Annotated in this window: 25 protein-coding genes; 17 read left to right on the forward strand and 8 right to left on the reverse strand. The window is 54.9% G+C overall.

All coding sequences use genetic code 11. From position 1 onward, the window contains the following. Positions 1–2 precede the first annotated feature (2 nt). The 4 genes from CWM53_RS12190 (at position 3) to atzF (ending at position 6,942) form a co-directional block, all read left to right on the forward strand. Positions 3–731 carry an urea amidolyase associated protein UAAP1 gene (locus tag CWM53_RS12190; RefSeq protein ID WP_100729669.1) on the forward strand — a complete coding sequence of 243 codons (729 nt, stop codon included), beginning with the start codon at positions 3–5 and terminating at the stop codon, positions 729–731. Positions 732–741: 10 nt separating this feature from the next. Further along, positions 742–1,377, forward strand: coding sequence for an urea amidolyase associated protein UAAP2 (locus CWM53_RS12195; RefSeq protein WP_008804848.1), 636 nt, complete (start codon positions 742–744; stop codon positions 1,375–1,377). A 166-nt stretch (positions 1,378–1,543) separates the two neighbouring features. Further along, positions 1,544–5,149, forward strand: coding sequence for an urea carboxylase (uca, locus tag CWM53_RS12200; RefSeq protein WP_100750796.1), 3,606 nt, complete (start codon positions 1,544–1,546; stop codon positions 5,147–5,149). Next, entirely contained in the window at positions 5,146–6,942 is a 1,797-nt protein-coding gene (gene atzF, locus CWM53_RS12205) for an allophanate hydrolase (RefSeq protein ID WP_100729671.1), read from the forward strand. The genes uca and atzF overlap by 4 nt, the downstream gene beginning before the upstream one ends. A 42-nt stretch (positions 6,943–6,984) precedes the next feature. Here atzF and CWM53_RS12210 read toward each other — a convergent pair whose 3' ends face one another. Both CWM53_RS12210 and CWM53_RS12215 read right to left on the reverse strand, forming a co-directional pair. Beyond that, entirely contained in the window at positions 6,985–7,623 is a 639-nt protein-coding gene (locus CWM53_RS12210) for a hypothetical protein (protein WP_012968198.1), read from the reverse strand. A 124-nt stretch (positions 7,624–7,747) separates the two neighbouring features. After that, positions 7,748–8,413, reverse strand: coding sequence for an SDR family NAD(P)-dependent oxidoreductase (locus tag CWM53_RS12215; protein ID WP_100729672.1), 666 nt, complete (start codon positions 8,411–8,413; stop codon positions 7,748–7,750). Between the two features lie 104 nt (positions 8,414–8,517). Here CWM53_RS12215 and CWM53_RS12220 point away from each other — a divergent pair, with 104 nt between their 5' ends. Continuing rightward, complete coding sequence (locus tag CWM53_RS12220) at positions 8,518–9,438, forward strand: LysR family transcriptional regulator (protein WP_100729673.1); 921 nt, start codon at positions 8,518–8,520, stop codon at positions 9,436–9,438. A 36-nt stretch (positions 9,439–9,474) separates the two neighbouring features. Here CWM53_RS12220 and CWM53_RS12225 read toward each other — a convergent pair whose 3' ends face one another. Further along, on the reverse strand, positions 9,475–10,527 hold the full coding sequence (locus CWM53_RS12225) for a LacI family DNA-binding transcriptional regulator (RefSeq protein ID WP_032691394.1): 1,053 nt from the start codon (positions 10,525–10,527) through the stop codon (positions 9,475–9,477). Between the two features lie 217 nt (positions 10,528–10,744). Between CWM53_RS12225 and CWM53_RS12230 the strand changes: the two genes are divergently transcribed. The 8 genes from CWM53_RS12230 (at position 10,745) to CWM53_RS12265 (ending at position 16,359) form a co-directional block, all read left to right on the forward strand. Beyond that, positions 10,745–11,182 (forward strand): PTS sugar transporter subunit IIA, encoded by a 438-nt coding sequence (locus tag CWM53_RS12230; protein ID WP_023322630.1) that lies wholly within the window; start codon positions 10,745–10,747, stop codon positions 11,180–11,182. A gap of 11 nt (positions 11,183–11,193) precedes the next feature. Beyond that, a complete protein-coding gene (locus CWM53_RS12235) occupies positions 11,194–11,460 on the forward strand; it encodes a PTS sugar transporter subunit IIB (protein WP_012968203.1) in 267 nt (88 codons plus the stop codon). Positions 11,461–11,490: 30 nt separating this feature from the next. After that, positions 11,491–12,753 (forward strand): PTS ascorbate transporter subunit IIC, encoded by a 1,263-nt coding sequence (locus tag CWM53_RS12240; protein WP_012968204.1) that lies wholly within the window; start codon positions 11,491–11,493, stop codon positions 12,751–12,753. Between the two features lie 23 nt (positions 12,754–12,776). Beyond that, the gene (gene alsE, locus CWM53_RS12245; RefSeq protein WP_074385833.1) at positions 12,777–13,457 is read left to right on the forward strand and encodes a D-allulose 6-phosphate 3-epimerase; all 681 of its coding nucleotides are present in this window, start codon (positions 12,777–12,779) and stop codon (positions 13,455–13,457) included. 108 nt (positions 13,458–13,565) lie between these two features. Next, entirely contained in the window at positions 13,566–14,036 is a 471-nt protein-coding gene (locus CWM53_RS12250; RefSeq protein ID WP_074385834.1) for a PTS sugar transporter subunit IIA, read from the forward strand. A gap of 56 nt (positions 14,037–14,092) precedes the next feature. Then, positions 14,093–14,404: a PTS fructose transporter subunit IIB gene (locus tag CWM53_RS12255; RefSeq protein ID WP_004179922.1), complete on the forward strand. Its 312-nt coding sequence runs from the start codon at positions 14,093–14,095 to the stop codon at positions 14,402–14,404. A 42-nt stretch (positions 14,405–14,446) separates the two neighbouring features. Next, complete coding sequence (locus CWM53_RS12260) at positions 14,447–15,553, forward strand: PTS fructose transporter subunit IIC (protein WP_023322628.1); 1,107 nt, start codon at positions 14,447–14,449, stop codon at positions 15,551–15,553. Positions 15,554–15,738: 185 nt separating this feature from the next. Then, positions 15,739–16,359 carry a LysE family translocator gene (locus CWM53_RS12265; protein WP_100630462.1) on the forward strand — a complete coding sequence of 207 codons (621 nt, stop codon included), beginning with the start codon at positions 15,739–15,741 and terminating at the stop codon, positions 16,357–16,359. 57 nt (positions 16,360–16,416) lie between these two features. Here CWM53_RS12265 and CWM53_RS12270 read toward each other — a convergent pair whose 3' ends face one another. Next, positions 16,417–17,625 (reverse strand): MFS transporter, encoded by a 1,209-nt coding sequence (locus CWM53_RS12270; protein ID WP_100630460.1) that lies wholly within the window; start codon positions 17,623–17,625, stop codon positions 16,417–16,419. A 103-nt stretch (positions 17,626–17,728) separates the two neighbouring features. On the opposite strand from CWM53_RS12270, the gene CWM53_RS12275 reads away from it, so the two are divergent. Then, positions 17,729–18,631 carry a LysR family transcriptional regulator gene (locus CWM53_RS12275; RefSeq protein WP_100630458.1) on the forward strand — a complete coding sequence of 301 codons (903 nt, stop codon included), beginning with the start codon at positions 17,729–17,731 and terminating at the stop codon, positions 18,629–18,631. A 41-nt stretch (positions 18,632–18,672) separates the two neighbouring features. On the opposite strand, the gene CWM53_RS12280 is transcribed toward CWM53_RS12275, so the two are convergent. After that, entirely contained in the window at positions 18,673–19,560 is an 888-nt protein-coding gene (locus tag CWM53_RS12280; protein WP_100630456.1) for a LysR family transcriptional regulator, read from the reverse strand. 172 nt (positions 19,561–19,732) lie between these two features. On the opposite strand from CWM53_RS12280, the gene ahlK reads away from it, so the two are divergent. The 3 genes from ahlK (at position 19,733) to CWM53_RS12295 (ending at position 24,027) form a co-directional block, all read left to right on the forward strand. Then, a complete protein-coding gene (gene ahlK, locus CWM53_RS12285) occupies positions 19,733–20,515 on the forward strand; it encodes an N-acyl homoserine lactonase AhlK (protein ID WP_413773677.1) in 783 nt (260 codons plus the stop codon). Between the two features lie 210 nt (positions 20,516–20,725). Further along, complete coding sequence (locus tag CWM53_RS12290) at positions 20,726–22,279, forward strand: DUF2272 domain-containing protein (protein ID WP_100675578.1); 1,554 nt, start codon at positions 20,726–20,728, stop codon at positions 22,277–22,279. A 17-nt stretch (positions 22,280–22,296) separates the two neighbouring features. Further along, positions 22,297–24,027, forward strand: a complete 1,731-nt coding sequence (locus CWM53_RS12295) for a patatin-like phospholipase family protein (RefSeq protein WP_100729675.1) — start codon at positions 22,297–22,299, stop codon at positions 24,025–24,027. A gap of 176 nt (positions 24,028–24,203) precedes the next feature. On the opposite strand, the gene CWM53_RS12300 is transcribed toward CWM53_RS12295, so the two are convergent. From CWM53_RS12300 to CWM53_RS12310, 3 genes are all read right to left on the reverse strand, one after another. Then, complete coding sequence (locus CWM53_RS12300) at positions 24,204–24,632, reverse strand: cell envelope integrity protein TolA (protein WP_074385839.1); 429 nt, start codon at positions 24,630–24,632, stop codon at positions 24,204–24,206. Positions 24,633–24,744: 112 nt separating this feature from the next. After that, positions 24,745–25,887 carry a M20 family metallopeptidase gene (locus tag CWM53_RS12305; RefSeq protein WP_100729676.1) on the reverse strand — a complete coding sequence of 381 codons (1,143 nt, stop codon included), beginning with the start codon at positions 25,885–25,887 and terminating at the stop codon, positions 24,745–24,747. Further along, the gene (locus tag CWM53_RS12310) at positions 25,887–26,642 is read right to left on the reverse strand and encodes a glutamine amidotransferase (protein ID WP_100675581.1); all 756 of its coding nucleotides are present in this window, start codon (positions 26,640–26,642) and stop codon (positions 25,887–25,889) included. Before CWM53_RS12310 ends, CWM53_RS12305 begins: the two co-directional genes overlap by 1 nt. Positions 26,643–26,649: the final 7 nt, after the last annotated feature.

Below are 26,649 nucleotides of genomic sequence, written 5' to 3' on the forward strand. Positions count from 1 at the left end.
TGATGACCATACTTTTTCACGCCACTCCCAGCCTGCGCGAAGAGCGGCTTCCCGGCGGGGCGCACACCTCGCTGATTTTGCGCAAAGGGCAGATCCTGCGCCTGACCGATATCGACGGCGGGGCGAACGTCAGCATGATGATGCTCAACCCCCATGAGAAAAGTGAGCGCCTGAACCTGCCGGATACCCTCAAGGGCCAGCATACCGCGCGCCTGACCGCTGGACACTGTTTCTACTCCGATATGGGCCGGGTGCTGGCCGGGATCGTCGCCGACAGCTGCGGCTGGCACGATCCGTTCGGCGGGGTCCTCAACGCCGAAGAGACACACGACAAATATGGCGCCGGACGCTACCAGGAATTACGTAATGGCTTCTACCGCAACGGCGTCGATAACCTGCTGGTGGAGATGGGCAAATGGGATCTCGGCCTGGAAGATCTGCTGATGGTGGTCAACTTCTTCAGCAAAGTCACCGTCGATGACGAGGGCCGTTTCCAGTTTGTTGCCGGCAACAGTCGCGCCGGGGATTACGTTGAGCTGTTTGCCCCGATGGACGTCCTGCTGGTGCTCACCGCGCTGCCGCATCCCCAGGATCCGTCCACAGAATATGCCCCCCGTCCGGTGCAGCTGAGCTGGTATCAGGCCGACGATGAGGACGCGGCCACCCAGGCGCTCCTGACCCGCGATGAGAATCAGCGCGCGTTCCGCAATACCCAACTTTTTGCCCTGTAAGGAGGCGTTCATGACCGTTATCACCAGTAACCGACGCCCGGAAGAGGCCGTCTATCGCCATGTGATCCCGGCCGGAGAACCCTGGCTGTTTGAGGTTAAAAAAGGGCAAACGCTGCGCCTGCTCGATCTCGAAGGCAATCAGGCGATTGATACCCTGTTTTACAACGCCGACAACCCGCGCGAGCGCTACGATGCGCAGCGCACGCTGCGCCGCCAGGGGAACGCCTACCTGACTGCCGGCAGCGTGCTTTATTCCAACCTTGGTCATCCGCTGATGACCATCGTGGCTGATACCTGCGGACGGCACGATACCCTCGGCGGCGCCTGCGCCCAGGAGAGCAACACCGTGCGCTACGCCCTCGACAAGCGCTATATGCACAGCTGCCGGGACAATTTTCTCTGCGCCTGTCTGCACGATGGCCGCCTGCATAAGCGCGATATCGGCGCCAACATTAACTTCTTTATGAACGTGCCGGTGACGCCGGAGGGCGGTCTGACCTTCGCGGATGGCATCTCGGCGGCGGGAAAATACGTTGAACTGCGCGCGGAGTGTAACGCCATGGTGCTGATCTCTAACTGTCCGCAGCTCAACAATCCCTGCAACGGCTGGAACCCGACCCCCGCCGAGGTGCTGGTATGGAACTGACCCGCTGGCAGCGCTGGCGTTTGCTGGCCTTTCGGCTGTTCGCCGTTCGCGCCGACCGCCTGAATCACACGCCGACGCGCCACGTTTAAGCGCCGGTTCCCCCGGGGACGACCTCAGGGAAAGACGAATTGTTGCGGGACGACCCGCTACGCTGTGAGTTCCGCTTATGTTTGATACCTTACTGATTGCCAACCGCGGGGCGATAGCCTGCCGCATTTTACGTACCCTGCGCGCCATGCAGGTGAAGGGGGTTGCCGTTTACGCCGAAGCCGACCTGAGCAGTCTGCACGTCCGCGAAGCGGATGAAGCGCTCAGCCTTGGCGAGGGCCCGGCAGCGCAAACTTATCTGGTGGTAGAGAAGATCATTGCCGCCGCGCTGCAGAGCGGCGCCCGCGCCATCCATCCCGGCTACGGCTTTCTGTCGGAAAACGCCGCCTTCGCCGAAGGCTGTGAGGCGGCGGGACTGGCGTTTGTTGGCCCGACCCCGCAACAGCTGCGTACCTTCGGCCTGAAACATACCGCTCGCGCGCTGGCGAAGGCGGAGGGCGTGCCGCTGCTGGAAGGCAGTGAACTGCTGGCCGACAGCGAGGAAGCCTGCCGGGCGGCTGAGGCGGTGGGCTACCCGGTGATGCTCAAGAGTACGGCGGGCGGCGGGGGAATTGGCATGCGCGTCTGCCGCGACGCCCGCGAACTGAGCGAGGCGTTTGCCACGGTGCAGCGGCTGGGGCAAAACAACTTCAGCGACGCCGGGGTGTTTCTCGAAAAATATATCGAACGCGCCCGTCACCTGGAGGTGCAGATCTTCGGCGACGGTGAGGGGGAGGTTATCGCCCTCGGCGTGCGCGACTGCTCGCTGCAGCGGCGTAACCAGAAAGTGATTGAAGAGACCCCGGCGCCAAATCTGCCTGAAGGGATGGCGCAGGCGCTGTGTAGCGCGGCCATTGCCCTCGGGAAAGCGGTGAACTACCGTAGCGCCGGGACGGTGGAGTTTGTCTACGACAGTGCGGCGCAGCGCTTCTATTTCCTCGAGGTCAATACCCGCCTGCAGGTGGAGCACGGCGTCACGGAGCAGGTGTGGGGCGTAGACCTGGTGCGCTGGATGATCGCCCTGGCTGCAGGGGATTTACCGCCGCTGAGCGAGCTGACCGCCGGGCTGCAGCCCCGGGGCCATGCTATTCAGGCGCGAATTTACGCCGAAGATCCTGGCCGCCAGTTTCAGCCTTCGCCCGGACTGTTAACCGACGTCTGGTTTCCGCCAGCGGACGGCGCCACCCTGCGCATCGACCGCTGGGTGGAGGCCGGGTGTGAGGTGCCGCCGTTTTTCGACCCGCTGCTGGCGAAAGCTATCGTCTGGCGCCCCAGCCGCGATGAGGCAATCGCCGGCCTGGCGCAGGCCCTGGCGGAGACCCGCCTGTATGGCGTTGAAACCAACCGTCTGTACCTGCAGCAGATCCTCGGCTTTGCGCCGTTTACCGCCGGAGAACCCTGGACCCGCTGCCTGGAGCAGTTGCACTACCGGGCTGATACCGTGGAGGTTCTGAGCGCCGGCACCCAGACCAGCGTCCAGGACTATCCGGGACGTCTGGGGTACTGGGCGGTGGGTGTACCGCCCTCGGGCCCGATGGATGACCGGGCGCTGCGCCTGGGCAACCGTCTGCTGGGCAATGCCGAGGGCGACGCCGCGCTGGAGATCACCCTTAGCGGACCCACCCTGAAATTTAATACCGCCGTACAGGCGGTGGTCTGCGGCGCGCCGCTCGCCGTCACGCTCGATGGTGCCGGGCAGGACATGAACTGCGTATTCACTATTCCGGCGGGGGCGACCCTCAGGCTGGGGGCAATAAACGGACCAGGCGTCAGAAGCTATCTCTGCCTGCGCGGCGGTATTCAGGTGCCGGACTACCTGGGCAGTAAAAGCACCTTTACCCTCGGCCAGTTTGGCGGCCACGGCGGACGGGCGCTACGCGCTGGCGACGTGCTGCATCTTGCGCCTTTGGCTGAGTCAGCGGAAGGCGCGGCGCTTCCCGCAGGGCTGCGCACCGCGCTGACGGACGTCCGTACGCTGCGGGTGATTTATGGTCCCCACGGCGCGCCGGAGTTCTTTGCCCCGGCGTATATGGCGACCTTTTTTGCCACCGACTGGGAAGTGCATTTTAACTCCAGCCGCACCGGCGTGCGCCTGATCGGGCCTAAGCCGGTCTGGACCCGTGACAGCGGCGGCGAAGCCGGGCTGCATCCGTCGAATATTCATGACAACCCCTATGCCGTGGGGGCCGTGGATTTTACTGGCGATATGCCGGTGATCCTCGGGCCGGATGGCCCAAGCCTCGGAGGCTTCGTCTGTCCGGTCACGGTTATCGAAGCCGATCTCTGGCAACTGGGCCAGCTTAAGGCGGGGGATAAAGTGCGCTTTGTGGCGGTGGACGTCCCCACCGCCCGGCGGCTGGCGGCAGGTCGTCGCGCGGAGCTGGCGACCCTGCAGGCACAGGACGTTGCCTGGCAGCCTGTACCGCTCACCTCGCCGGTGGTGATGACCTGCGGTGACGCCGACAAACGCCTGGTGGCGCGCCTCTCCGGCGATACCCATCTGCTGCTGGAGGCCGGTGAGGCGGAGCTGGATCTGGTGCTGCGCTTTCGCATCCATGCCCTGATGCAGGCCCTTGAAGGGCAAGCCTGGGAAGGGATCATCGATATCACGCCGGGGATCCGCTCGCTGCAGCTGCATTTCCAGCCGGAAACGCTGGCGCTGGAGACCCTGCTGGCGTGGGTCAGCGGGGAGTGGACCACGGTCTGCATGAGCGACGATCTGCAGGTTCCAACGCGGGTCGTGCATCTCCCGCTCTCCTGGGACGATCCGGCCTGCCGCAAGGCGATCGACAAATATATGACCACCGTCCGCCCGGACGCCCCGTGGTGTCCAGGCAACCTCGAGTTTATTCGCCGGATAAACGATCTGCCGGATGAGCAGGCCGTATGGAACACGGTGTTTGACGCCAGCTATCTGGTGATGGGCCTCGGCGATGTCTATCTCGGCGCGCCGGTGGCCACGCCTCTTGATCCGCGCCATCGGCTGGTTACCACCAAGTACAACCCGGCGCGAACCTGGACGGCGGAAAACTCGGTAGGCATCGGTGGGGCGTATCTGTGCGTCTACGGCATGGAAGGCCCGGGCGGCTATCAGTTTGTCGGCCGCACTCTGCAGATGTGGAATCGCTATCACGAGGTGGCCGATTTTGCCGGCAAGCCGTGGCTGCTGCGCTTTTTCGACCAGCTGCGTTTCTATCCGGTTTCGGCCGATGAACTGCTGGAGATTCGCCGCGATTTCCCGCTCGGTCGCTATCCGCTGCGCATCGAACACAGCACGCTGCGGCTGGCGGAGTACCAGCAGTTTCTCGCTCGCGAGGCGCAGAGCATTGACGCATTTCGCGACCATCAGCAACGGGCGTTTAACGCCGAACGCGATCGCTGGATCGCCAGCGGCCAGGCCCATTTCGACAGTCAGGAGAGCGCGGCAGAAGAAGCGGGCGATGCGCCGCTGCAGCCGGGCGAGCAGGGGGTGGAAAGCCCGGTATCCGGTAATCTGTGGCAGGTACAGACCGCGGCCGGTCGTCAGGTGCGCGCCGGCGATGTGCTGGTGGTGCTTGAGTCGATGAAAATGGAGATCCCGCTGCTGGCGCCGTGCGATGGCAGGGTTCAGCAGGTCAATGTGCAGCCAGGCAGCGCGGTGCGTGCCGGGCAACGGGTGGCAGTGATTATTGAGGAGAAGGCATGATGCAGCAGACGTTTGATTTACGCCTGGCGACCCTGGCGGCAAACTATCGTAACGGCAACACCACCCCGCGGGCGCTGTTGGCGGCGATCCGCCAGCGGGCGGAAACGCTGAATCCCGAATTTAATCTGTTTATCCATCTCCTGAGCGAAGCGGAGCAGGCGCCGTTTCTCGCGGCGCTGGAAGGCCATTCGCCAGACACGCTTCCGCTGTACGGCGTGCCGTTCGCGATCAAAGACAATATTGACCTTGCGGAGATCGTCACGACCGCTGCCTGCCCGGCGTTTGCATACCGACCGACGCAAAGCGCGACCATTGTCGCGCAGCTGATTGCGCTGGGAGCGGTGCCGGTGGGCAAAACCAATCTCGATCAGTTTGCCACCGGCCTGAACGGAACCCGTTCGCCGTACGGACGTTGCCGCAACGCGTACCACCCGGCTTACCCCTCCGGTGGCTCCAGCGCCGGCTCCGCGCTGACGGTAGCCCTGGGTGTCGCCAGCTTCGCGCTGGGGACCGACACCGCCGGCAGCGGTCGCGTTCCGGCCGGGCTGAATAACCTGGTGGGGCTGAAAGCGACGAAAGGGTTGATCTCCACCGCCGGGGTCGTCCCTGCCTGTCGCACGCTGGACTGTGTGACCTTTTTCAGCGCTACCGCCGACGAGGCCAGCCAGCTGCTGGCGCTGGTTGCCCGGACCGATCCGCAGGATAGCTACAGCCGCCGCAATCCTCAGTGGAACAGCCGGCAGGCCTTTGGCAGGCCGTCCGCCGGGTTTCGCTTTGGCGTCCCGCAGGCGCTGAACTTCCTCGGTTGCCGCGCCAGCGAAGCGTTGTTCACCCAGGCCGTGCAGCGGCTGACGGCGCTCGGCGGCGTGCCGGTAGCGATCGATTTCGCGCCATTTCTGGCCGCCGCCCGCCTGCTGTATGACGGACCGTGGGTTGCTGAACGCTATGCGGTGGCCGGACCGCTGATTGAGCAGCAGCCGGATGCCGTGCTGCCGGTGATTCGCGACGTGCTGGCGAAAGCGCCTGATATCGACGCGACGGCGACCTTTAAGGCGATGTATCAGCTGCAGGGGTATAAAGCGCAGTGCGATGCCATCCTTGATACGCTGGACTGCGTGCTGACGCCAACCTTTCCGCGCCCGGTGACGCTCGACGAGCTGGCGGCGGAGCCGATCGCCCGCAACGCCGATCTGGGCTACTACACCAACTTTATGAACCTGCTGGACTATGCGGCGGTGAGTGTGCCGTGCGGGTTTATGCCTGACGGATTGCCCTCCGGCGTCACGCTGTTTGGCCGGGCGTTTACCGATCAGTATTTGCTGAGCCTGGCCGACGCCTTCCAGCGCGCGGAGCGGCTGCCGCTGGCAGGCGGCGCGCGGCTGGAGAGCCCGCCGCCTGCGCATTCCGCAGGCCATGACCGGATGGCACTGGCGGTATGCGGTGCGCATCTGGCCGGTCTGCCCTTAAACGGTCAATTGCTGACGCGGGGCGGCCGGTTGCTGCAGGCGACCCACAGCGCGCCACGCTATCGTTTGTACGCTCTCGCGGATGGCAAGCGCCCGGCGATGGTGCGTGACGAGCGCGACGGCGCGGCGATAGCGGTGGAAGTCTGGGAGATACCCAGCGCCGAGGTGGGGTCGCTGCTGGCCGCTATTCCCTCACCGCTGGGGCTGGGACAGGTTGAGCTGGCCGACGGCCGCTGGGTGACGGGCTTTATTTGCGAAGCCGCCGGGCTGGGGGATGCCACGGAGATCACCGCCTGGGGCGGCTGGCGTCAGTGGCTGGCCAGGTAAACGGAACACCCTCTGCGGGATCGCCGCAGAGGGAACCCTTGCTTACAGCGGGCTGTTCTCATCGAGCAGGGTGACGCTCCAGACGCGGGCGTGCGTGTCATCGATGCGATAGTAGCTTTTCACGCTTGCCGTACCGCCGATGGCGTAGCCCACCAGAGCGACAATGTTGAGCTGATGCCCTTGCTTATCGGTAAACGCATAATACTCATCCAGCACATAACCGCTGGCGCTGGCCGCTGATTCCAGACGATCGTCCCTGGCTTTCAGGTCCGGGGTATAGTCGGCGATGGTTTTCCCCACATAGTTTTTGGCGACGTCCTGCTTTTCGTCATCGCTGACGATAAACGCCGCGCTGGCAGGAAAGTGCTGAACCACCTCAGCCAGGGTTGGTTTCGGCGCGGCAGAGGGGAATAACGTATGATCGATGGTGTAGGCCTGTAGCCAGCAGGAGAATAACGCCGCTTCCGCCGCACGGCCATCCGGGTCGGAAAGCCCGGGCAGCGCATCGACGGTCTCTCCCGCTTTACGCAGCGCAATGAAATCGGCACAGGAAGAGACCCGTGCCTGATTCTGATCGCTCAACACCAGCGTCAGGGGAGACTGGTTAATCTCAAGCTCGCCCGCCGCCAGCACCGGCGTGCTCAACAATAACGTCACCGCCATACCGATAAAATATTTCATCACATAGCCTCCATGAATATCGTCGTATCCTGATCCGAGGTGACAGGGAAAGCAAGCGATGGATGACGTTTCTTCCGCACGTCCGGGCGATGGCTCCCGGACGCCTGGCGACGGCCGGGGAGGGTTACTGATGGTGTGAGGCGGGATAAAACGCTTCCGCTGTCCATTGCGCGGATGGCTGGCGATATTGCTGCCAGAACAGATCGGCAATCTCCCGGGCTTCGGCGGAACCCGGCGTGACGTAGGCCCCCACCGTCACGATGGAAAGATGAATATTTTGCGCTTTTAATACCGGGAAAAGACCATGCGTCAGATTAAGCAGCCCGGCTTTGCCAACGCTCAGCGTCAGATACTCCGGGTGGGGCTGTGTGGCAAACATCCCGCCAGTCAGCAGGATCGCGCCTTCTCCACGCGCGGCCATCCGCGGAGAGACCGCTTTGATGGCGGCATATACCGCGCCAATATTGGTGGTGAGATCCTGAATGAAGCCTGCCACCGACTGGGTCTCCAGATTACCGTCATGCATGGCCGCGGCGTTGAAATGCAGCACATCCACACCGCCGGTTTCCACCTCTACCTCACGAATGAGTTCCGCGATACTGGTGATATCGCTGGCGTCCGCCACGCGGCCTTCCGCGGCAAATCCTGCCGCTCTCAGCTGGTCGGCCTGTGCCGCCACATTGCTTTTACTGCGAGAGGACAGCACCACCCGGAATCCCTCACCGGCAAACCGTGAGGCCGTCGCCATTCCCATCCCAGGACCGGACCCAATACTCAAAAACGTTTTCATAGGCTGCTCTCACTGTAGGTTGAAGAGCCGCTATGTTAATAGACCAACAGATCGCTGATAATTAGCCTTATTTGCAAATGATTAATGTGCAGGGTGCAGGAATCATGTTCGATGATTTTGATGAGCTGATGGCGTTTGTCTGTGTGGCTGAGGCAGGGAGTTTTATCGGGGCCAGCCTCAGGCTGGACCGGGATGCATCGGTGATTTCCCGCCGGGTCAGCCACCTTGAGAAAAAACTGGGTGTCCGGTTGCTGGTGCGTACCACCCGTAGCGTAACGCTGACTGAAGCCGGGACCTGGTTTTTGCAGCGCGCCCGCACGGCGCTGGATGAGCTCAGCGCCGCCAGCCGGGAAGTAGGCGACTTTGCTGCCACCCCACAGGGAACGTTGCGGGTCTCACTGCCGGTGACCTTTGGCCGGGAGCTGATTGCCCCGATGTTTCCTGATTTCCTGCAGGCGTATCCGGATATTCGCCTTGATGCCCATTTTCTCGATCGACGAGTCGATATTGTCGCGGAGAGGTTTGATGCGGTGATCCGCCTGGGAAACCTGCGGGACAGTACCTTAACCGGGCGCGAGCTGGGGGCATTTCGCAGCCAGTTGATTGCTTCGCCGGCCTATCTGCAACGCTACGGTGAACCGACTCATCCTGAGCAACTGGCAGCCCATCGGTGCCTCGGCTTTACCCACCATCCGGACTGGCCCTACTGGATCCTCGAGAATGGTCGGGAGCATATCCAGGTGACGCCAGCTGGCCCCCTCACCACCAATATCAGTGAAGCGCTGCTGACGGCGGTCATTCGCGCAACCGGGATCGCACTGCTGCCGGGATGGATGGTTAATCAGGCGGTGCAGTGCGGGGAACTGGTCCGCGTGCTGCCCGACTGGCGCAGCGCGGCGCGGGTTAGCGTTTATGCCCTGATGCCGCCCGGCACGCTGGTTCCCGCCAAGACCCGGGTATTTATCGACGCGGTATGCCAGCAGTTGGCGTCATCCCCGCTGTGGCAGGACGAGTTGAAGCGATAAACGGGGGGTGCCGATAGAGCAAGCCACGGATGGCGGTTATACCGCGGTACTGGCCCGGACTTTGAGTACTGACGGAATTTCAATAAACTTTTCACAAGGTTTATCGTTGAGCAGGTCGAGAAGCGCTTTCCCGGCCTTCACCCCAATGTCATGCCAGTGAAATTCAACGGTTGTCAGGGCAGGGGAACAGACTGTCGATAATACCCCGCCGCCTAAACTCGCAATGGCTACGGTATTGGGCACTTTGATCCCGGCGCTGTGGCAGGCCATCATGCATCCACACGCCATTTCATCCGATGTGCAAATTAGCGCATCCAGATCGCCCCAGGTGATCATCATATCCTTGAAAATATTCACCCCTGTGGCAATGGTGGAAGGCAAATGAGTGGTCACTACCCGATGCGGAGAACGGTTAAGGGCCAGCATCGCCGTATTCCAGCCGCTCAGGAGCTGGCGAAACATTGTATTGTTGGCCGGGGTACACAGTAACGCGATATTTTTTAATGAGGCGTCCGCCAGGTGGGTCACGATCTGTTTCACAGCCTTACCGTAATCCACACCGATGCACATGCCAACAGACTGCGTATTTAACGCGCCAATTTCCAGGATAGGCACATCTACGTTGGCCAGCAGCTGGGTACAGCTCTCAATGGTGTCGATATTAAACTGAATAATCGCTGCCGGGTTATAGGCGAGCATTTTTTCAAACGTTTTTTGTTCGCTTTGGCCGTCATGACCGGATTCCATAAACATCATGGTATAGCCGCGTTCAGTCAGGATCTTTTGTAACGCCTCCGACACCGGCAAAAAACCTGGCGAAGAGAAGGTGGGGACGACGGCCAGAATGAGATCGGAATGGACCGACGCCAGATTACGCGCCTGGAGATTGGGGACATAGCCGAGTTGGCTTACTGCCGCATCAATACGGTCGCGAAGGTCAGGGTTGACTTTTTCAGGCATTCTCAGCGCACGCGAGACGGTCATGGCGCTCACGCCGACAAACTCAGCCACTTCGGTCAGGGTTATCTTCCCAGTTCCCTTACGACGTTTTTCTTTCGGGCTATTGTCTGCGTCTAGACTCTTCACCAGGATCACCAACCGTTTGAAAAATAAAAAGTAACAAAAGTAAATCGTTGATACACATTATAACTTACCACAGCGAGGGGGAAAGCACATTATAACCAGTGTTAGCGGTAACTCATTTTTTAACATTTTTACTTGTTAGCGCTAACTTTGGGAGGTGTATCACAGTTGCATTTTATTTAGCTGTTTATAGTTCAGCACATGGGACCCCTCGGGAGTGCATATGATTAGAGACTGGTTAACCCCGGATAAAATTAATGTCATTAACTCAATAGATAACTGGAAAAATGCCGTTCGACTCTCAGCAGAACCTTTGCTGGCGCAGGGGTATATGGCAGAGCACTATATTGAGGCGATTTTGAAAAGCCATGAAGAACTTGGGCCTTATTATCTATTAGCCCCGGGATTAGCAATGCCCCATGCCCGCCCTGAACAAGGTGCATTGAGGAATGGATTATCGCTCCTTCATATTAAAGAGGGCATATCATTTGGCTCAACGGAGAACGACCCGGTATACGTGATTATTATGCTATGCGCTCGTTCCGGGAATGAACATATCACGATGATCGGTGAACTGGCAGAACTCTTTAGCGATCAGCAAAAGCTAGAACGATTGTTAAAAGCCGATGATATTAAGGCAATTCAGGCTGTTATTGACTGAAGGAAAAGAGAATGAAAAAAGTACTCATCGTCTGCGGCAATGGTTTAGGCAGCAGCTTTATCGTTGAAATGAATGTCAAAAAAATTCTTGCCGAAATGAATAAAGAGGCTGAAGTCGCGCATACCGACCTGACGTCAGCGAAAAGCGAAACGGCGGACCTTATTCTGAGCGCCAACGATATTGCCGAACATTTAGTTGGTCATTCCGCAAAGGTTGTTGGATTAAGTAATTTACTCGACAACAATAAAATCAAAGAGATTTTAGCAGAACACATTTAAGCAACGGCTTTCTGAACCGTGGAGTTTAATATGCTTCATTTCCTTATTTATGATGTGTTAGGGACACCGGCAATTCTGGTTGGATTGTTTTCTCTGATCGGTCTGCTGTTGCAAAAAAAAGGAATTTCAGATGTTATTTCAGGAACACTGAAAACCATCATGGGCTTTGTTATTTTAACGGCAGGCGCCGGTATCATTGCCTATACATTAACCATTTTTAGCCAGCTGTTTGAACATTCATTTCATATTCAGGGGGTCGTCCCTAACACCGACGCGATGGCCGCGCTGGCGCAGAAGAATTATGGCACGGAAACCGCCACAATCATGGTGTTGGGCATGTTGATCAATATCGCCCTGGCGCGTCTGACGCCATTAAAGTACATCTTTTTAACGGGCCACCACACGCTCTATATGGCAGCTATGCTGGCGGTGATCTTGTCAGTCGGGGGATTGTCGGGGGGGTGGGTGGTGGCCATCGGGGCGGTGATTCTCGGCGCGATGATGGTGATCTCTCCGGCGATCTTGCAGCCGTTTACCCGTAAAATTACCAATACCGACGATCTGGCTCTCGGCCATTTTGGCTCTATTGGTTATCTGCTTTCCGCGCTGGTGGGCAAAGTCGTCGGGAAAGGTAGCCCCTCGATTGAAGAAATTAAAGTGCCTAAGTCACTCAATTTTCTTCGCGACTCGTCGGTGGCCATCTCTCTCACCATGATGATTCTGTTCCTTGTGCTGGTGGTCGTCGCGGGCAAAACCTTTGTCGAGGAGACACTGAGTGCCGGTCAGAATTTTATTATCTTCGCCATTATTCAGTCCCTCACTTTTGCTGCGGGGGTTTATATCATCCTCGCCGGTGTGCGGATGGTGATTGCCGAGATTGTGCCAGCGTTTAAAGGTATTGCAGACAAATTAGTGAAAGATGCGAAGCCGGCGCTCGACTGCCCTACGGTGTTTCCCTTTGCTCCCAATGCCGTCATCGTCGGGTTTCTCGCAAGCTTTGTCGCGGGCCTGGTCAGCATGTTTCTCTGCCCGCTTTTCGGATTGAGCGTCATCGTTCCAGGGCTGGTTCCTCATTTCTTCTGCGGGGCAACGGCTGGCGTTTACGGCAACATCACTGGCGGACGTCGCGGGGCAGTGGTGGGGGCATTTGCCCACGGCCTGCTCATTTCGTTCCTGCCGGCCATCCTTTTGCCAATGATGGGAGACATGGGCCTGGGTTCTACAACCTTTGGCGATGCAGACTTTGGCGTTGTCGGCATCGTTCTGGGGCATATTATCGCAATGTTTAACTAACTATTTATTATCGGAGGTGGCTTATGAGCGCGAAATTTTCACCCTCACTGATGTGCATGGATTTAACGCTGTTCAAAGAACAGATCACGGCAATGAATAAAAGAGCGGATTTTTATCATGTCGATATAATGGATGGTAATTACGTCCGCAATATCACGCTGTCTCCCTTTTTTATTGAGAACCTGAAAAAAATCACTACCGTTCCCATCGATGTTCATCTGATGGTGAATCATCCGGAAGATATCATTCCCATGTGTCTCGAGTCCGGCGCCGATATCATCAGCTTTCATCCCGAGACGGCGAATAACAAAATATTCCGCCTGCTGAATCAGATCAAGGATGCGGGCAAACAATGCGGGGTGGTGTTGAACCCGGCGACACCGGCTGAAAGTATTGCTGAATATGCGCACCTGTTGGATAAAGTCACGGTCATGTCAGTTGATCCGGGCTATGCCGGACAAAAGTTTATTCCTGAGTCGCTGAACAAGATACGAAAGCTCATCAGTATGCGCAAAAATAATGGCTATCACTATCTGACAGAAATTGATGGCTCCTGCAATGCAAAAACGTTTGGCCAGATTGCCGAATCCGGTGTGGATGTCTTTATTGTAGGGACATCGGGTCTGTTTTCTCTCCATGAGGATGTCAGCCAGGCATGGGACAGAATGATCGAGATTTTCCAGCGTGAAACCGTCGCTGCCTAATTAATTTTTTTACGAACCACAGCATATAAAAAAATTAAAAGACCTGCATCACGCCAGCGATGCCTGGTCTGTTATTCAACGACCACTCTATATGAATGCGGGTGAATTATGGATATTTCGACAGTGCTTAATGTTAAAAACATCAAGTTAAATATGACCGCCAGAACGAAAGAAGAGGTGATAGAAGAACTCACCGATTTACTGGTACAGGATGGTGCGGTGACTAATAAGGAGGACTTTATTCGTGATGTCTGGTTACGTGAGGAGCAAGGCTCTACCGGTTTTGAAAATCATATTGCGATCCCGCATGGCAAATCTTCCGGCGTTTCCCGTACCGCATTAGCTATCGGACGCACGCAACATACTATTCCCTGGGAGACCATGGATGGCAGCGATGTTCGCTGTATTATTTTATTTGCGGTTTGCCTGGTGGATCAAAATGCCACTCATATTCGCCTGTTAGCGCAAGTGTCCGGGTCACTGGCCGACGAAGACATTATCGCTAAATTACTGGTTGAATCTGATCCACATAAAATCATTGCGCTTTTCAATTCTGAAACTGAAAGCACCGATGCGTAATATGTAGTTGTTAACATTCTTTTATATCTTATTAAATGAATTAACGGAGAATCGTGATGAATATTGTCGGAGTTACCGCCTGTACGGTGGGGATTGCACACACCTATATTGCTCAAAAGAAAATTGAAACAGCCGCCAAAAAAGCCGGTCATAACGTTAAAATCGAGACCCAAGGGACCATCGGCATTGAGAATCAGTTAACCGCTGATGAGATTGCCATGGCAGATATTGTTCTGCTTGCCGCGGATGTTAAAGTGACGGGAGAAGAACGGTTTGCGGGTAAGAAAGTGGTCAAAGTCGCCACGGAAACGGCAGTGAAATCCCCCAATAAGCTGATTGAAAAACTCAGTGAAATAGTCAATTCATAATTTTATTTCGGCCTGCTGATTCTATACTTAAGGGCGTAATTTATGTCTCTAAAACAAATATGGCAAGCAGCAAATCCTAAAGGACATCTGCTGACCGCTATCTCATTTCTGATCCCCATTGTCTGTGGTGCTGGATTTATTATTGCTATCGGTATGGGGCTTGGTGGAACGGTGCAGGACACGTTAACGCCGGGGCAATTTGATTTATGGCAGGCGATGGCCACTCTGGGCGCTAAGGCGCTTGGGCTGTTGCCGGTAGTCATTGCGGTGGGGATTTCCGGCTCGATTGCTGGCAAGCCGGGCATCGCACCAGGATTTGTTGTCGGGCTGGCGGCGAACACCATCAGCGCAGGCTTTATCGGCGGGATGATCGGTGGCTACATTGCCGGCTATATCGCGCTGGCGATCATTAAAAACGTCAAGGTGCCTGACTGGGCTCGCGGTTTGATGCCAACGTTGATCGTGCCCTTTTTTGCCTCCATTATCAGCTGCCTGATTATGGTCTATATCATTGGTACGCCTATCGGTATCTTTACGGAAGCGCTGACATCTTTCCTGAGAAGTATGGGCACGTCATCGAATCTTGTGTTGGGAGCAGTGATAGGCGCTCTGTGTATTGTTGACTTTGGCGGCCCGCTTAATAAGACATGCTTTGCCTTCGTTCTCACGCTGCAGGCGCAGGGAATAAATGAGCCGATTACCGCACTTCAGTTAGTTAACACCGCAACGCCTATTGGTTTCGGCCTGGCTTTCTTCATTGCTAAGCTTCTGCGTAAGAACATCTATAACAGTGAAGAAGTGGAAACCTTAAAATCGGCGGTTCCAATGGGGATTGTTAATATCGTTGAAGGCTCTATCCCGATCGTCATGAACGATATCGTCCGCGGTATCGCCGCCGCGGCCATCGGTGGCGCGTGCGGTGGCGCAGTCACCATGGTGTATGGTGCAGATGCCACGGTGCCTTTTGGTGGGGTACTGATGATCCCCACCATGTCACACCCGATGGCTGGCATTATGGCCCTACTGGTGAATATTGTTGTGACCGCCACGGTTTATGCTGTCATCAAAAAAGATATTCCGCGTGATGTGCTGGTTACTCATGATCACGAAGAAGAGGATATCGACCTTGATGATATTAAAGTGAGCTAACTTACCCCTGTATTATTTTATCAATGGCGTTGAGCTAGTCCTGCAAATCAGCCCATAAACGAGGGGTCCTTAGTTATGGGCTGAGTTGCGTCAGGTAGACGCCTGGGTAAAAGTGGAGCAGGGTGAACATTGTTGTTGCAAAAATGTGAGCGCTTCAGTAGCCTTATCTCTTTCGGAGACAGGAAATGCTCGTCACTGATTCACTTCTTGCTTACACCCTCGCTGCTACACTGCTTACCCTGACGCCAGGTCTTGATACTGCTCTTATTCTCCGCACGGCGACCGCTGAAGGTGGACGCAAAGCCTTGCATGCCGCGTTAGGCATTGATCTTGGATGCTTTATCTGGGGTGCGCTGGTGGCCTTTGGTTTAGGTGCGCTACTGGCGGTTTCTGAGTTGGCTTATACCTTATTGAAATGGTGCGGAGCAGGATACCTTTGTTGGCTGGGCATCCAGTTGCTCCTGCGCCCACGCCAGCAATTTAACACCCACCCGGCCGAATCCAATTCCACAAGTAACTGGTTCCTGCGTGGGATGTTGGGGAATGCGCTTAATCCCAAAATGGGTGTCTTCTACGTTTCGTTTTTGCCCCAGTTTATCCCCGCCGGGCATTCACCCATCAGCTGGACCTTTCTCCTGGTCACCATCCATGTATTGATTGGGACGCTGTGGTCATTAACGCTGATTTCTGCCACTCGCTATGCCGCCGGCATCCTCAAAAAACCAGCTGTGGTGAAATGGATGGATCGGACAACCGGCTGCCTGTTTCTGGTATTTGCCGCGAAGCTGGCCATGAGCCGCCGATAGTCAAGCAGGGGCGTATGCCCCTGTTTTTGTCTTAAAAAATGAGCAACCCGTGGAGTACTACTCAGTGCTGTAACGATCGGGCTCGAACGTACGCTTAGCCAGTTTCTTTTGCAAAATGATGACAATAATTGGGGTTCCTGATGCGGTAATTGCACATACCGCCAACAGCGTGTCCATATTTTGTAGCGCCATGCGATGGTCAGGTAACAAAAAAGCAGACAGGAAAAATGCGGCAGTTGTCATCAGATACATCATGGATGTCTGTAATGAAGAGAATCCCGCTCGTTGGTTGTTATCAGGAAACTGAATCGTCACCGCCGACGATGACACCAGACGACTGTAAGCTGCGCCGAGAAATAACGTAATAAATAGCGCCGGATGCGGATAGCCCATGAGGGGTATCAGTAGGCTCAGGATAAAAACGAGGGTCGACCCGGTCGCCACACTCAAAGCAGAAAAACGAGAGGTTAATGCGCCTGTCATTCTGGTAGACAGATACCCTGCCAGCCCCCCGCCGAAGAACAACCAGGGCAGCAGACCTTGAGAAGCCCCCAACAGCTGCGTCATTAATGGCGCCAGAACAGGAATGATCAGCATTGGGCTAAACTGTACCAGCGCATTACCGGAAGCAAACAGTAAAGTATCTACATCGAGGGGCAGCGCGTGGGATGTGTCGAAAGTGACGGGATCCTGAGGGATGATGGAGACGATCAGTGGCAATGCCAACCAACACAGTGTGCAGATTAACCACAACGCGACATGCCAACCGTAATGAGTACACAAAAATAACACAGCGGGCATCCCCACAATGCTGACCATCGAAAATGACGCAATCACCGTCGCCAACATTTTTCCGCGCAAGTCAGCCGGTGTGTGGTTTATCAAAATAGTGATCCCCACAGCCATTGTCGTACCGCCAACCAGTCCTGCTAAGAAGCGCAATGTAAGAAGAAGAGGAAAACTGGTTGTCAATGTCGTCAACAGTGTCGCCATGGCTAGCAGTACCATATTAGCGATTAAAAAACGTTTCTTATTGCAACGATCAATCCAGTAAAAGGCGATAATTCCCGACAGGACGGCTCCAGAGGTGTACATACCGGATACATAGCCTGAGAAGGTGACGGGAACAGCGAAATCTGCAGCCATAAATGTAAAAACAGGGCTGAACATCATATATTCCAGCGCATTAGTAAACTGGACAAAAGCGATTACCATAGCAATCCGAATGAGCGTCTTTTGATTAAATGTTGTGGTGACCAGTGGCATAGCAAGCGACCTGTGGATGAAAGATATCCTAGCTTAACTGCTATCAAACTTGTCGATTAGATGGTAAAAATGGCACTCATTATTATCATATGTGGGATAGTTGATGCGGTCAGTTCTTGACTTTAATGCGCTGAAAATCTTCATTGCTGTGGTGGAAAGAGACAGTTTTGTGGGGGCAGCGAAAGCCCTGGAAATGCCGACATCAAATGTGAGCCGTTGCATTTCTCAGTTAGAAGACAAACTGAATCTTCAGCTCATTGAACGCAGTACCCGACATATGAAACTCACACAGGCGGGGCATCTACTCTATACCCGGGCGAAGCCATTACTGGAAGCACTTGAGCAAACTGAAACCGAATTAACGTTGCGACAAATGCAATTCAAGGGGCCATTACGTATCTGTATTCCCAATGAAATCGGTCCTGCACTGCTGGGCTCTGTTGTTGCTGATTTCGCCTGTCAGCATCCGGATCTGGAGATAAGTTGCGTCACAAATTTGTCGGGTTATGAATCCCTGCGAGATGACCTGGATTTAGCTATCATTGTTAGCCGTGGTCAGATGGATGACAGTGACTACATCGCCCGTCATCTGGTGACGATCCCTTGCACCATCGTTGCGGCCCCCTCCGTCATCCAGCGTTATGGCACGCCTTCTCGTATACAGCAATTTGAAGAATTACCCTGTATTACAACGGTGAATGCGCTTAAAGGCGCTCCCTGGCAGTTTGTGAATAAAAAGGGCGGATTCGAGACGATTAAGGTTAACGGTCGTTATCGGGTCAACAGCGGAGAGATGGCAGGGCGAGCGGCCATCTCAGGTGTCGGTTTTGCCATCCTGTCGAAACAAGCCTGCCAGTCCTATATTGATGATGGGAGGTTAATCGAGATTGAATTTGAACAATCGGCAGCCCCCTTGCAATTGTTCGCCCTGTATTCAGATCGGCGTTACTTGCCGGCAAAAACAAGAGCGCTTATTGATTTCATGCATCAGAGATTGAATCGTTAACAAGAGACCATCATCAGCGCGCCAGGGAGGCGCTGTCCCGTTCAGCCGGCCGGCTCAAGCAACAAACCTTTGAGATACCCCTCCAGCAGAGGGGCACAAATTCGCGTTTCATACGACATCATCCCAGCCGGTGGATGGAGCAACCAGGCACTAAATGGCGGGATCGGATAGTGGCTTAAGAGGGGGATGAGCGCGCCGTCTTCCATTTCTTTTCTGCAAACCGGACTTTGCAAAACACCAATGGCATGTCCCGCTAATAACCAGGAGAGGACACTGCGCCAGTGCGTGGACTGAAATTGAATATTGACGGGAACATTAATGAGTTGATCTTCGAAAGCGATCAATTGAATGCGATTACTGGCGAATACACCGGAAACAGCCGCAAATGGATAATCTGTCAGCGCTTCCGGCGAGTCAGGATGGCCCATTTTTGCCAGCAGAGCCGGAGAGGCCAGTAACACTCTACGCACGGCGCCAAGCGGACGTGCGACAAAAAAGCCTTCGGAGATATTACCTAACCTCAGTGATAAATCGACCCCCTCGGTGACGGGATCGATGACGCGGTCGTTAAAAATGACATCGACCTGCAGCTCCGGATGCTCGTTCTGAAGCTGCAACAATGCAGGCATCAGCAGGCTTTCTCCGGCGGAATAGGGCGCGGCAATACGGATTTTGCCTTGCAGCCCCTGATTTTCCTCATTCACAGAAAGAGCATGCTCTGCTGCCTGAATGGCCGTTTTGCTTCGCTCATAAAACACGTTACCGCTGTGCGTTAGAGACATGTTACGCGTGTTGCGCCTAAGCAAACGTGTCCCAAGATGAGCTTCCAGTTTTTCTATTCTTTCACTCACGGCGGGCTGGCCAATGCCGAGATCGCGGGCTGCAGCCGACATGCTGCCCCGTTCAACCACCCTGATAAATATGCGCATTGCTGAGAAGAGATCCATTCACCAATTATATTGGCTTTACCGATAAATGTAAGTGGGGGCAGGCATCTACTGCTTTCCTGCGAAATGATGAAAAATCCAGACTCAAGGCTGAGTCAGGCTAAATTTCAATCTATTTAATTGATTTATTTTTGGAAAATAATCATGATCAGAGATCAAGCTTTTTATGTTCCAGTCAGGAACACAGCATTGTCGATATCAGCATATCCGGATGAATCAGGGCGTGGGAGAGCATTATGAGATCCCTGTCCCCTGGTTTCTGCTGACCCATCCGGATGGTTTTGCCCTGATTGACGGCGGTCTGGCTGTCGAAGGATTGAAAGATCCCAGCGGTTATTGGGGAAGTGCTGTAGAGCAGTTTAAACCGGTGATGTCAGAAGAACAGGCTTGCGTAGAACAACTTAAGAGGATTGGCATTGCCCCTGAGGATATCCGCTATGTGGTCCTGTCCCATTTGCACTCGGATCATACGGGAGCGATTGGTCGCTTCCCCCATGCTACGCATGTTGTTCAGAGGCAAGAGTATGAATATGCCTTTGCCCCTGACTGGTTTACGTCAGGAGCCTATTGCCGACGCGATTTCGATCGTCCCCAACTTAACTGGCTATTTCTGAACGGGTTGTCTGATGATCACTATGACCTTTACGGTGATGGCACGTTACAATGTATTTTCACCCCAGGGCATTCACCGGGCCATCAATCTTTTCTTATCCGCTTACCGGGTGGTACAAATTTTACGCTAGCGATTGATGCGGCTTATACCTTAGATCATTACCATGAGAAGGCGCTCCCGGGACTAATGACGTCAGCTACTGATGTCGCTCAGTCAGTGCGCAAGTTGCGTCAGCTAACCGAGCGATATCATGCGGTATTCATACCCGGCCACGATCCTGAAGAATGGAAAAAAAACAGGCTTGCTCCAGCCTGTTACTATTGAATCATTCCTCGCTGATCGTCAAAAAACGTCTGTTTGCCATCGCTCCAGGCATTTATATTATAAATACCGGCCCGGAGCCTCTTCGGGTTATTGGGTGAAGTTTTAATTATTGACTATGCTATTCCAGATATTCAGCTGATGCTTTTTGCATCACTTCCTTCCGATACGTAGCTTTTTAATAGCAGACTTATTAATTTGCATGGGTGGTCTATGTCATATAAAGATGATTTTGGACAAGCCAGCGGCTGGTCCGCCGTAGATGTGAACGTTCGCCTGTCGGCAAAGCAGGCCGTATTTATTGAATATCTGAAGAAAAATACGGTCTCGACCGTTATTCGCTACTATGCCTCTGACAGCACCAATGAAAAAACACTGACTAAAGAGGAAGCTCAATTCCTTTCCGCTCAGGGGCTTTCCCTGCTTCCCATCTTTCAGGATCACGGCAACGACATTTCCCGCTTTTCAGCTGCTGCAGGGCAGATCCATGCGAAAAGCGCGCTGAAATTTGCAGCGGCGATAGGCCAGCCCGCGAATCTGGGCAGCACAATTCTCTTTTCGGTTGATATGGATTGTAGCGTCAGGGAAATTGACGGGCCGATCCTCGACTACTTTCAAGCAGTGCAGCAGACCATAGGTACGGCCTTTGCGATTGGTGCCTATGGTAGCGGGGCTGTGCTGTCCAAGCTTTTGGAAGAAAAACTGATATCCATCCCGTGGCTGTCGATGTCTCGCGCCTTTCTGGGCACCCAGGCATTCTTTTATAGCAACAAATGGGCGCTGCTTCAGGTACCGCCAGAGCAAAAACATGCGGCGAGCAAGGTAGGCTATGACCGCAATATTCTTCGTCTGAGCCCGTCGCAGCTGGGCGCATTCACCCTGGATGAGAAGGGAAAAGGCAGTGTAGTGGGTAATGGCGCGCTGACGCTGATCCCATCGCTTGCCGTACTAAATCCGTTTTCTGTTGCCACGTCGTCCACAAACCGCATTGTCGCGACCGATGGACTGCACCTGCGAAATAAGCCCAATGGCACCATCCTTCGCGAACTGACCCTGGGTGAGGCGCTGCAGGATAAAGGTGAAAGTACGGTCTCGGGCTGGCGGGATGTTGTGATCGGCAGCGACAAAGGCGTGGTCTTCGGTAAATATCTGCGCGAACCGGCGAGTACTCAGGTGGAAGTGCTGATCCAGGCCGCCATTGCAGAATGGCGGCGCTTTGATAAAGGTAAAGGCGATGAAAAGCAGGCGCCTTTCTACCGTTATGTTCGTGAAATGTGGGCGGCGATTGGGCAACCCTATGACGGGCGCAGCCGAGATGCTAATGGTGAAGATGTGCCGTGGTCTGCAGCTTTTATTTCCTGGGTCGTACGTCAGGCCGGAAAAAAATATGAAAACTTTATGTTTTCCTCCAGTCATTCTGTCTTCGTCAATAACGCCATTAAGGCCAGATATACTCAGCAGGCAAATAAACCATTCTGGGGATATGCCATTAACGAACAAAAACCCGCGTTAGGCGATATTATTCAACGTAATCGGCAGGGTAATAAATTCACCTTCTATTACGCTGAGAATCATGCCAGTTATAACAGCCACTCCGATATCGTCGTTGAAGCCCGCGACAGCGTGGTGCGCGTGATGGGCGGAAATGTGGGCAATACCGTCTCTTTCGGCGTCAGCCTGCAGGAATATGAGCTTGACAGCAACGGTTTTATTAAAGATGGCCAGGGTGTTATTGCGCTCCTAAAGAACCGGGCGGATAAAATCTAATACGGGGATACAATGCAATGTTGAGAGATGATGATAGATATTACATTCCGGATAACAATCCTCAGGACGGTACAGTTCCTTATCAGATTGCGGAACCGCAACCGGAAAACAACGTGTTTGAAATTGCTCTGGTGATGGCCGGGGCAATTTCTGCGGGTAACCATACAGCCGGAGCTCTCGATTTTTTGTTTGAGACGCTGGATGCATGGGAAAAAGAGAAGGCTAAAGGAAATAAAAATGTGCCTCATCATAAAGTGCGCATTCGGGTTATTGCCGGTGCATCAGCAGGGAGTATGAATGCGGCAATTGCCGCAGGAGCGCTACAATATGATTTCCCTCACCTTCGACCGGGTATGGATCCGGCTTCACTGAACAATCCGTTTTACACCGGTTGGGTCAAAGATATTGATATTTCTAAGCTGTTGACCACCGATGATATTGAACAGAGTGGTGTGGTAACTTCGTTGCTTAATTGCAATGTATTGCAGGCCATCGCTAACAAAGCTCTGAATTACGCTTCAGTACCTATCGATCGTCCCTACCTGCATGATCGAGTTCGTTTTATCTTCACTCAAACCAGCTTACAAGGAAGCCCCTACTATTTTTCGATCAAGGGGAATGCTGATGCAGGCCAGTCGATGGTTCTGCACAGAACCTGGGCCAGTTTTTCGGTAAACTATAAAGGGCAGACTATCTTTAAACGCAGACCGGACGATATTCCTCTTGATCCTTCATATATCAAAAGGACTCAGGTGGCCAGTTGGGTTGAATTAGGCAATGCCGCTCTTGCTTCCGGGGCGTTTCCGTTAGCGTTAGCTCCGCGGTTGGAAAAACGCGATCCAAATGCGCTGAACTACCGTTTTGTGATAACCACCGCCCCCGGAGAGCCAAATATTAAAGTTCGACAGTTGAAGCCACACTGGCCTTCGCCTTTGCCAGTCACTATTAATGAGTACATCGCTGATGGTGGCATCCTTGACAACGAACCGATGGAGCTTGCCAGAAAGGAAATGGCGGGGCTTGCCTGTAGCAATCCACGTGACGGGAGAAAGGCCAACAGGGCGACAATCCTGATGGATCCTTTTCCGAAAACAGCGATCTCCGACAGGGAGGTCATGTCCGAACCACTCACGCTGGTTAGCAGCGTCAAAGGTATCTTCATGACCGCCTATCAGCAACTCAGGTTTAATCCCGACGACCTGGCGCTGGCGATGGATGATGAGGTTTACAGCCGTTTCCTGATTTCTCCGGTTCGTTCGGTGGATTCTAACAATCCTGTATCAACTGAAAACGCGATGGCCAGCGGCTCGTTGGGTGGGTTTGGCGGTTTTCTAAGTGAAGAATATCGCCACCACGATTACATGCTAGGGAGGCGGAATTGTCAGCAGTTTTTGCGGGAACATTTCTCACTTAAGTCGGAGAATCCTTTGTTTGTTGCAGGCGATACTCATACCCCAACAGGTAAAGGTGAGTATCCGATCATTCCGCTAGTCGAGGCCGTTCAGCAGGAAGAACCTTTGCCTGCGTGGCCGACGATATCAATAGATATTGACCAACTGATGGAGAAGGCGGATAAACGTCTCAGGGTTGCCTTGAGTGCGTCCATAAGGACGGTAAAATTCTCGGGTTTTTTAGCATGGTTTCTAGCATTGCCTTTTATCAGAAATAAGCTTCTCGCGATGCTTATCAACTCTCTAAAAACTCGCATTCAGGATGATTTGAAGAAGAACCACTTACCCTGGCATTAATCTCAGCTCTGGAGTAAATAGCCGTAGATTTAACAAACACCTCAGAGCGATTTATGGTCTGATCTCACCCGGCAGGCGATGCTAAGAGAGCAACGCTACTATTTCGGCGGCTATGTGGCGTTCTGAAAATGGCCCAGGGGCCAAATGGCCGCTGCGAGAATATGCTAAGACACGTCTCAGGGCTTCACGTCCAGCACGACATGACTGAATGTTTGATAGGTTTTTTCGTCCGGCGCGGGCGGGATGTTGGCTTTTTTCAGCGCGGACATCACCTGCGTGCAGAATGGCCGATCGCCGTTCTCGACCGTTGGATCCTGCACCGTCCCGTCACGCTGCAGCATAAAGCGCACCGAGCATTTTTGCCCTTGCCAGGAGGCCGGCTGGTCTATGTTAGCGAAGATAGCCGCCTGGATCCGCGCCAGATAGCGTGAGGCATTGGCCTGGGGTGAAGTATCGGAACCCGTTTGATAATCGCGAAGCATCTTATCCACTTCTGCCGATATTTTAGCGTCTTCGGCGCTGCCCGGCGCAGAAGCACGACCCGAGCAGGCGGAAAGGAGTAAAGAGAGGGTGCAAACGAGCACAGCGTTGGTTTTCACGGACATGCTAAGCCTCCTTGCTGGTGGTGATACCGTCGTGTACGAGGCGGTTATCCTCTGTTATTCCGCGATATTATTCAAACGCTGAATTGCATGGCACACGCTTTCAGTGACAGTGTCACTCATTTTTTACTTTCGTCGCGGGCGGTGATGCCATCCAGTCGCGAATGATGTCACCGTATAGCTGTTCTGCCTCCGCCAGTCGGCTGAGCAGGCAGTATTCGTCGGTTTGATGCGCCATCGACGGCTCGCCGGGGCCGAGAATAATACAGGGCGGATCGCCCAATGCAGGCAGCAGCAGCGAGGCGTCGGTAAAGTAGGGCACCACGCGCGGCGCAATCGGCTCAGCGTGCAGCGGCTGACAGCGTTGGTAAACCTGCTTAATCCACGCGTGATCCTCCCGGCTGAGGACGGCGGGCAGGTCGACCAGCGTGGAGACGGTGACGCTTTCGCCAAGCAGCGTCGTCAAGCGCTCCCGGATAGTGGCGTGCTGTAAATTGGGCGCGCTGCGGATATCGACATCAAAACGCGTGCGGTCCGGTACGGAATTAATATTGAGTCCGCCTTCTATGCGTCCGACGTTGAGGGTGGGTTGCTTCATTAGCGGATGCGGCGCGCCTGGCGAAAAATGCTGAATCTTACCCAACGCATCCGCCGCAAGATAGATAGCATTGATCCCCAGCTCCGGCATCGCGCCGTGGGCGGTTTTCCCCCGCGTTTCGCAGCGTAGCCAGAGCGCGCCTTTATGGCCGATAACCGGATAGTTGGCGGTGGGCTCACCGACGATCAGCGCGCCCACCTCCGGCAACGTCGCGGAGGCGATCAGCGCCCGCGCGCCGTCGCAACCGGTCTCTTCTCCGCCGGTTATCAACAATACCGCGCCGCGTCCGGCGAGGATCGCTTCCCGCTGATGAACGCAGGCGACGGCAAACGCCGCTATCGCCGCTTTCATATCGCTGGATCCGCGGCCATAAAGACGCCCGTCTTCCATCTGCGAGCCAAAAGGATCGTACTGCCAGCGGGCATTTCCCAGCGGGACGGTATCCAGATGGCCGGTAAAGGCCAGCGGTTTACCGCGCTTCGCCCCGGGAAGGCTGGCGATAAGATTGCAGCGTCCCTCGCCGAACGACGACAGCGAAACCTCAAAACCGCTATCTTCAAGCCAGTCGGCGAAGAACCGCATGCAGTCGACTTCGCTACCCGGCGGGTTAATGGTGTTAAAGCCCAACAGCTGCCGGGCGAGCTCAAGGGTCGTGGTCATCAGCGGCGTTCCGTCAGCCAGTCGAGGCAGTTAATCCACAGCTGGCGATAGCCGGGCCATTTGGCAAACTCTTCCGGCAGCCAGTGCGCTGACATATCGCTGGTCCACACCAGCGAGCGACCCTGCTGATATTCGCGAACAGCCAGCAGCGGATGACCGGTACCGGCCACGGTCGCCAGCAGTTTACCTTCCGGGTGCATTTCAACTTCGTTATAGCCCAGCAGCCACGGCCATTCGCCCGGAATATCGTTAAACAGGCGGTGAGATTCCGTCACTTCGGCATAGCAGCCTTCCGGGGTTTCAATGCGATCGTCCCAGGCCAGGCAGCGTACCGGCAGCACTTTCTCCACCGCGGTATGGCGATAGCGCGCGCCGCCGTTGATTCCCTGGAAGCTGTAATAGCCGCCGATCATCATCAGCGCCCCCCCGCCGGCCACGTAATCATGCAGGAGCGTTAAACGGTTGGCGGTTCGGCGGCTCTTCAGCCAGGTGTCCGGATGCAACAGCAGCGTATTGGCGCCAATGTCCGAGAGAATAATCGCATCCCACTCCTGCAGCGCTTCCAGCGTTAGCGGAAAGTCGGTCGCTGCCGCGTGGGCGGGCATATAGGTAATGGCATAGGGACTGTCGGCGAGCGCGGCCAGAAAGTCCGTTGCGCCGGTGTGCCAGGTGGCGGTGGCAAACTGGTCGAAGCCTTTAACGTGCGTTGACGTGCTGGTCCAGGACTCACCGACCAGTAAGATTTTTTTCTGCATGATGACG

This window comes from Klebsiella sp. A-Nf5, from assembly GCF_002810545.1.
In the GTDB taxonomy this organism is placed as follows: domain Bacteria; phylum Pseudomonadota; class Gammaproteobacteria; order Enterobacterales; family Enterobacteriaceae; genus Klebsiella; species Klebsiella variicola.